Genomic DNA, 7596 nt, shown 5'->3' on the forward strand with positions numbered 1-7596 from the left:
ATTGGTCCCGCGTTCGAGTCGCGGTCGGCCCACCATATTTAGTATTATGCTTATCATGTATGCTACCCTATCCGGTAGTGGCGTAATAAGTTAGAAAGTTTAAGAAGTTCTCTTTTAGAAAGCTTCACAGAATTTACGAAAATGTAAATTCTCTTGCAGAGTTAAAAAAGCAGTGCTTTTTTTATACACTCTTCAGGGCCGATAGCTCAGTTGGTAGAGCAGTTGACTTTTAATCAATTGGTCCCGCGTTCGAGTCGCGGTCGGCCCACCATATTTAAGAAAGCCCAGTCATTTAATGATTGGGCTTTTTTTTATGCGCTTTTTATTTTGGTGAAGCTTTAGTTTATAGCGTAAACGTTTTTAGCTTTCAACGTTTACGCTTACGGAGGCTAAAGCCATCATCTTGGCGCCAAAGCAATTTATGCTTAATGGTATCTTTAATGGTGCGCCGATGTTTAGGCGCTTGCGCAATTAGATTGTCAAAAGTAGTGGCAGCGATACCCAACTCACAGCCATGCGCCATCATGACATTAGACGGTTGTAAGTCTTTTACCTTTTGTAGCGACTGGATATAAACCTTGGGATCATAAATAGGAAATGGCGCGACAAATTTATGGCGCAGCTTGATGATTAAATCGGCGGTATAAACTTGACGACTTGGCAGATGAAATAAAGACAAATCACGATCTGTATGCCCTGGCGTCTCAAATACCTGCCAATCATCAAAATGCGGTACGGTATCGCCATCACTAATGGTCAAATCAGGTTGCAAGTGCGCCGGATACCATAGCCTTTTAAAAGGACGTCTTTGTCGCTTAGCCACATAGTGAGCTAAACCCAAATCAATCAAATGCATGACTTGCCCACCGATGCCACTATACCACTGCGTGTCTCTAGCAGCCGAGACAATCAAGCAACCAGTGGCTTTTCTAAGCTTATGCGCGCCGCCGGCATGATCTGGATGCATATGAGTAACGACCACTACTTTTAAATCAGTAATAGGACGCTTTAGCGTATCTTTAATATAACCAAGCACCAGCGCCACATCAGGGCGACAACCGCCGTCCAATAGCATTAATTTATCTGGATAAACCGCCAGATAGCTACTTTGAATATAGCCATCCAAACGTACGATTTGACATAAACTCATTTATCTTCCTTGACCGCTTTTCTTGTCATTCCTATGATTTATTCACAAATGATTTATTAATTTTATTGCTAATACGATAAAAACCTATCCTTTAGTATAACGTCCAGCATTGTAAAATAAATGTCTTTGAGTGAACGCTTGTGACTAGAGATAAATCGCTGATAACGCATTGATAGGATATTTAAAATGTTACCCAATAAAAAACCCAGCGCAGCGGCTGAGTTTTCTATTATTAAAAAAGCTAGTTATTAAAATAAACGAACAGTTAAGCCAAGTCGCGTACCTTTGGCTCACGCTCCCACAAACGTGATTTGGCATTTTCAATAAAGCTATCAAGCTCAGCGAGTGGCGTCACAAACGCATCTTTTTCAACGGGTAGTTTGCTTAAGATAAACTCATCGGTCGCGCCGCAATAAGCAATCGCTTTGCAGTGCACATAAGCATCATTGAACCAATCCAACGTTGCGCTGTCTTTAGCCAGCTTCTTCGCTTGGTCAGGCATAATGATACTAACCACCGCATCAAACATCACTGACGGACCACCAGCGACACGCTCATCGGCTTGTATGATAGTGCCATCATCTAAAGTGACCTCTTTATTTGGTGCCACAATCTTAACGCGCCCACCCTCTGCCATAGCCGCCTCTTCAAATTTCTGAATCTCACTATGCTTTGAGCCTTCAGCGACTAAAATCCCAATCATACGTGCCTTTAAACTCTTTGGTGTTCGACCAATGGTTTGTAGCGGCTCAGAGGTTGGCAAATCTTGTACTGGGGCTGCTGGCTCTATGGCTTCTGGTAGCTTCATTCCTAATGCCATTGCCACACGATTTGCTAAATCTTCATCGATATTCACTAAATGACCAAGCATTCGTGTTCGTACATGCGGGGTATCTACTTTGCCAAGCTCAAACGCGTAAGCAGAAGCGATATGAGCTTGCTCAGCTGGCGTCTGGCTGCGATAGAACATACGCGGTTGACTATAATGGTCCGCAAAGCTTTCAGCGCGCACGCGGCCTTTAACGCCATCATCTAATTGCTCATGGAACGACTCAAAGCCTTTTTTTATACTTTCACGTGGGCGTTCAGGATCTAAACTTTGTGGATCATACAGAGTACGAGTTTTCGGTATTTGCATTTGCATATGACCGTCTTGCTGATTGTTTGCAAACGGACATTTTGGCGCATTAATCGGAATCTGCGCAAAGTTTGGCGAGCCCAAACGCGACAGCTGCGTATCTAGATAACTAAATAAGCGACCTTGCAATAATGGGTCGTTACTAAAGTCGATGCCCGGTGGCAAATGCGATGGGCAGAAAGCCACTTGCTCAGTCTCGGAAAAGAAGTTATCTGGATAACGGTTCAGTACCATTTTACCTACGATACGCACAGGTACCAACTCTTCTGGAATCAGCTTAGTCGCGTCTAAGTGATCAAATGGGAACTCATTGGCCTCTTCTTCAGTAAATAACTGAACGCCAAACTCCCACTCTGGATAATCACCATTATTAATCGCTTCAAATAAATCACGGCGATTATAATCAGGATCGGCACCAGAGATTTTAACTGCTTCGTCCCAAATCAGCGATTGTACGCCAAGGACTGGTTTCCAATGGAAACGTACAAAGGTGCTCTTGCCATCTTTATTGATAAAACGATAACTGTGAATACCAAAGCCTTCCATCATACCAAAGCTACGCGGTAGCGCGCGATCACTCATCAGCCAAATGACATTGTGCATGGTTTCAGGGCTAAGCGAGACAAAATCCCAAAAGGTATCATGAGCAGAGGCCGCCTGCGGAAAGCCGCGATCAGGTTCAGGTTTCACCGCGTGTACCAAATCAGGGAATTTCATCGCATCTTGAATAAAGAAAATCGGCATATTATTACCGACGATATCCCAGTTACCCTCTTCAGTATAAATCTTCACCGCAAAACCGCGCACATCACGCGGCGTATCTTTTGAGCCCTTATTACCGGCTACCGTAGAAAAACGGGTAAATAAAGGCGTCTGTTTACCCGTTTCGGTAAGAATTTTTGCGGTTGTATACTCTTCTAATGATTCAGTCAGCTCAAAATAACCATGGGCGGCACTACCACGCGCATGCACCACACGCTCAGGAATACGCTCATGATCAAAATGCGTAATTTTTTCGCGTAAGACAAAATCTTCTAATAATGTGGGACCACGAGTATTGGCTTTAAGCGAGTTTTGATTGTCAGAAATGACAACACCTTGCTGGGTGGTCATCGCTCTTGTATCATGATCGGCACGCTGATGCGTTTCACCGCCATTACCACGTTCGGTATTCATATTTTTAGCGGGGTCGGTATGATCAATATTCTTCTTCATAAAATATCCTAGCTAATGAGTAAAATGGACTACAGATAGCCCACCAAATAAGCACCAACACAGTTTTATATCCTTAGAGATAGCTTTGACTTCAGATGTCGTTTAATTGTCTGTGTTCAGCGCGATTGTTTCTTGATAGATGAGAATGCTGTTAGACATTAAGTCATGACAGCATCGATAAGCTCATCAATTATATTACTCAAAATCTGCCATCGGTATGTCACATATATCGTTAAGCATGTTGATTTTTGGTTACGCGTCGGCCAAATCACGTCTGTTTGCAGACACGCTTTTATAGTGAAATGATGCTGAGAATAAAGACAGAAACAGCTGATGAGCAGCTATGTATGAAGGGTGACTAAACACTATAAAAAGGACTTTAAGGTTTTGGCGGATAAATATACCTAAGATTATTAAGAAAAATAAAAATCAATTTTTAAATATTATGGCATATCAGCTTTTTTCTGAAAAACCAACATCTCATTGTTGGCGGGCATTTTATAGCGATTTATTAGCAGTAAATGTTGTTTTTCTGCCACTGCTGTGATGTCCTCTAAAGCACGGATACCGCTGTTGCTATCCCGCTGTCGAAGACTATAGTCAAACTGTCGATTACTATCACTGCTATAACGGCCATTTTCGTTAAAGGGTCCATAAATAATGAACTTTCCCTCTAAAGGTAGCATATTGCCGACCAACTCAAATAACTTACTGACTAAAAACCACGACATAATATGCAAAGTATTGGCGGTAAATACCGCATCGTAAGGCGCATTGATAGTCTTATTTATTGGCACTGAATCAGACGATACATCAAGGCTTAGCGGCGTATATAAATTAGGCGTAGGATACGCAGTATGCCAAGCGTTGATAATGGCATGATTGGCAAACACATCACTGGTCTGCCAGTGTAAATGGGTCAAACGCGGCGCAAAATAGACACTATGCTGCCCCGTCCCTGAACCCACTTCTAAGACATGATGCGAATTTTTTAACTCTTGCTGTAAGACTTCTAGTATTGGCTGCTGATTATTTTCACACGCTTGAGAAAATGGTAGATTAGAAACTATATTCCCTAAGTTATCCTTAACCATAAAAACACCTTATTAATAAATGCCCGCTTCTACCCCAGCTGCCAATGTCATCGCCAACTCTTCGACTTGCTCAACGAAGGACTCTTGCCAATCTCCCTTTAAAATGAGCGTGTCTTGAATTTGATTCCAGCGCAAGCCTGTAATAATTGTTTGCATAGCAACCTTGGTGCCCGTACCGTCAAACCCAGCTCGAATATAAAGCGCAAACGGCATGCCCTGCTTTTTCTCTAACACCGGATAATAACAGCGATCAAAAAAGTCTTTGGTCAGCCCCGCCATATATGCCAAGTTCTCAGTCGTGCCTAATAATAATACATCGGCTGCTAATACATCTTCAGGCTGCGTATCTTGAGGAGATTTGAGTATGACGTTGATATCTATATCAGGGTGATTAGCACCATCGTAGGCTGCTTGCGCTAGCTTTTTGGTATTCGGTGATGGCGCATGCGCGACGATAAGTAAGGTTTTGCTAGCCATATCAATCACCTTTATAGAGGTTACTGGTTTTTGGAATTAATAGTCACCCTTTGAATGATATCAGGATGAATGCTTTTCGCAACCGGACAAGTTAACGCAGTGTTGTAGAATATCTTTTGCGTTTTATCGTCTAACGCTTGATTAAAAGCGATCTCGACATGTATTTCACTGATACGTCTTGGCTCAGCTGCCATTATTTTGGTCACCTCAGCAGTAGTACCTGCAATGTCGATTTCCATATCACGCGCTTTAATACCGATAATGGTCAACATGCAACTGGCTAAGCTGGTCGCCAATAAGTCAGTCGGTGAAAAGGCTTCGCCCTTACCTTGATTATCAACTGGTGCATCGGTAATGATTTCATTATTAGATTGCAAATGAATAGCAGTAGTACGCAAATCGCCTCGATAGGTTACTTTTGAAGTTGTCATAGTATTATCCAAAATACACTGGCTATAAGTGTAGAGTAATTAATGTTCGATAATTACCCTAATAAAGGTTTTTTATTACACAATTGTACATTACAATTATCTTAGCATTTTTAAATCTAAAATTAGAGGAATTACATAATGAATATTCATGATCTATCTGAATATCAACTTCATCAACTGAAATCTGTAGATCCCACCCTTGATCCTCATTGGTTTGATGTTACTAATGACTTGTTAAGAAGCTTAGATGAAAAAAGTCAATATAGTGTTCATCAGAATATACTAAGATCAAAAGGCATTGAAATTGATTCTAATAAAAATTTAATTTACAAAAGACCAGACACATTGGCATTAGTTCTAAAAGGCCTGCAGTCTAATAATAAAGCATTAGTCTCCACAGCATCAGATATGACAAATATTATTTCATCAAATATCAAAACTTTTAATGCTATTACTCTAGCGGATAAAATTGAGGCTATAGTTAGTCATTTAGACGATATCGATGTACAAGACTCACTCCTAGATCAAAAAAATCGTTTGAGAATTAGAAACGCTTTTCTCTATGACTTATCGCTATGGATCGACAGTATTGAACTTAATCTAAATCCAGGATTACGTAAATTAGATCCCGACATCGTAAAAGCGTACTTTAAAGAGGTTTATATTAAACACCAAATTCAAGGGCGTGATTTTCGAGCTTGGAATTCAGCAGATCTTAACTTTCAAGACCTTAAGTACTTACCTGAATTTATAAAAAAAGAGGGAAAGAAAAAAAAGTTTTTTATTGTTGAAGGAGAAAACTACTGGTTTTTGATCGGTAGCGCTGATGAGGTAGATAAGAATCCTTACTCGCTTCGGCGTTTTCTTTATGAAGATCATAGTAACAGCGAAACTACTCAGTATGTATATTTAACACATGTGGTGCTAAAAAAAGATGAAATAAAGAATGCAAGGTATATAGATCATGCTTCTTATTGTATGTCTCGATTATATACCCTCGATAAAGGTGTTTCAGAGACAGTATTGAAATTTATAAATGAAATTCAACATCTACATATTAAGTATTTAAAACCTTTATTAAAAAGTCCTATAGAACAAAACGGTAGCTTGCCTGAAGCTATTGTCGCAGAACGTTTATTAAAGTATGAACAACAACTCTCGATACTAATCCTTCAGAAAATCCCTGGAATTATAAGATCTACCTTAAAAGATAATAACGATAGAGAGTATTTGTTTTATCATTTGGATCAATTGATTAAACAAATTGGCGATAGCCTTCAAGACTTTAGACTTGAGCCACTAGCAATGTATTCTGAGAGTGCTGAGATAATGATTATCAAAATGATATCAATAAGAAAGATATTAAGTAATTTGAGGTTATCGATTAACCTTCAACAAGTCACGCTTGAAGAGTATTCAGAAAAAGTCAAAATAACAATGTCCTTAATCAAAGAAAAGCTTAAAGAAACGGAAAACTCTCTAGAAGAGCTTGAAGATTTTCAAGAAAGTATTGAGACTTACAAGAGTACTAAAGAAAAGGGTAGTTTTTGGCAAAAACTAAAATTAGGTAAAGAGCCGGAATATACAGTAGAAGATATTATCCAAACCTCAAACTCACTGCAAGAAAACTTATATATATCTATCGTGAGATTGGCTAAAACAAAAAAAGAGTCAATCGTGTACCCTGAATTCGATTGCAATGAAATTATAAATGAGAAATATAGGCATTATGCAATTGCGGACGGAAATTTAGGTATTAGCTTTCTACCTCGAGTATTGAGGTTAGATGAGGATAGGAGTAAGTTTAATATAGAGTCATTGAAGAAGGTTGTTTATTAATTTTATGACTGTAAGAGCTAACTAGCTTAAAGCAGATATTTGACAAGCACTCTGCTGAGTAGTTATAAAACTAGTTGTCTTAGGTGTAGCTAGAACAACAACCATCATTCATAAGACTGATGGTTTATTTAGTTGAGGATAGCACACATAAGAAAACCCCCTCACACTTTCGCGTAAGGGGGTTTATCTTTAAGAAAAGAGAGCTGACGATGACCTACTCTCACATGGCCGGAGCCACACTACCATTGGCGC

General features: G+C 39.8%; 6 protein-coding genes and 1 tRNA gene. 2 read left to right on the forward strand and 5 right to left on the reverse strand.

Features of this window, described 5'->3' with window-relative positions:
* Positions 1-195: 195 nt before the first annotated feature.
* Positions 196-271: transfer RNA gene (locus V7D75_RS13635), tRNA-Lys, on the forward strand.
* Between the two features lie 96 nt (positions 272-367).
* Here V7D75_RS13635 and V7D75_RS13640 read toward each other — a convergent pair.
* The 5 genes from V7D75_RS13640 to V7D75_RS13660 form a co-directional block, all read right to left on the reverse strand.
* Positions 368-1150 (reverse strand): MBL fold metallo-hydrolase, encoded by a 783-nt coding sequence (locus tag V7D75_RS13640; protein WP_333614998.1) that lies wholly within the window; start codon positions 1148-1150, stop codon positions 368-370.
* A gap of 265 nt (positions 1151-1415) precedes the next feature.
* Complete coding sequence (locus V7D75_RS13645) at positions 1416-3503, reverse strand: catalase (protein ID WP_333614999.1); 2088 nt, start codon at positions 3501-3503, stop codon at positions 1416-1418.
* Positions 3504-3946: 443 nt separating this feature from the next.
* Positions 3947-4597 carry a DUF938 domain-containing protein gene (locus V7D75_RS13650; RefSeq protein ID WP_333615000.1) on the reverse strand — a complete coding sequence of 217 codons (651 nt, stop codon included), beginning with the start codon at positions 4595-4597 and terminating at the stop codon, positions 3947-3949.
* 12 nt (positions 4598-4609) lie between these two features.
* Positions 4610-5074 carry a flavodoxin family protein gene (locus V7D75_RS13655; protein ID WP_333615001.1) on the reverse strand — a complete coding sequence of 155 codons (465 nt, stop codon included), beginning with the start codon at positions 5072-5074 and terminating at the stop codon, positions 4610-4612.
* 20 nt (positions 5075-5094) lie between these two features.
* The gene (locus tag V7D75_RS13660; protein ID WP_333615002.1) at positions 5095-5505 is read right to left on the reverse strand and encodes an OsmC family protein; all 411 of its coding nucleotides are present in this window, start codon (positions 5503-5505) and stop codon (positions 5095-5097) included.
* Positions 5506-5643: 138 nt separating this feature from the next.
* On the opposite strand from V7D75_RS13660, the gene V7D75_RS13665 reads away from it, so the two are divergent.
* On the forward strand, positions 5644-7344 hold the full coding sequence (locus V7D75_RS13665; RefSeq protein ID WP_333615003.1) for a hypothetical protein: 1701 nt from the start codon (positions 5644-5646) through the stop codon (positions 7342-7344).
* Positions 7345-7596 lie beyond the last annotated feature (252 nt).

The organism is Psychrobacter sp. (genome assembly GCF_036731945.1).
Classification (GTDB): domain Bacteria; phylum Pseudomonadota; class Gammaproteobacteria; order Pseudomonadales; family Moraxellaceae; genus Psychrobacter.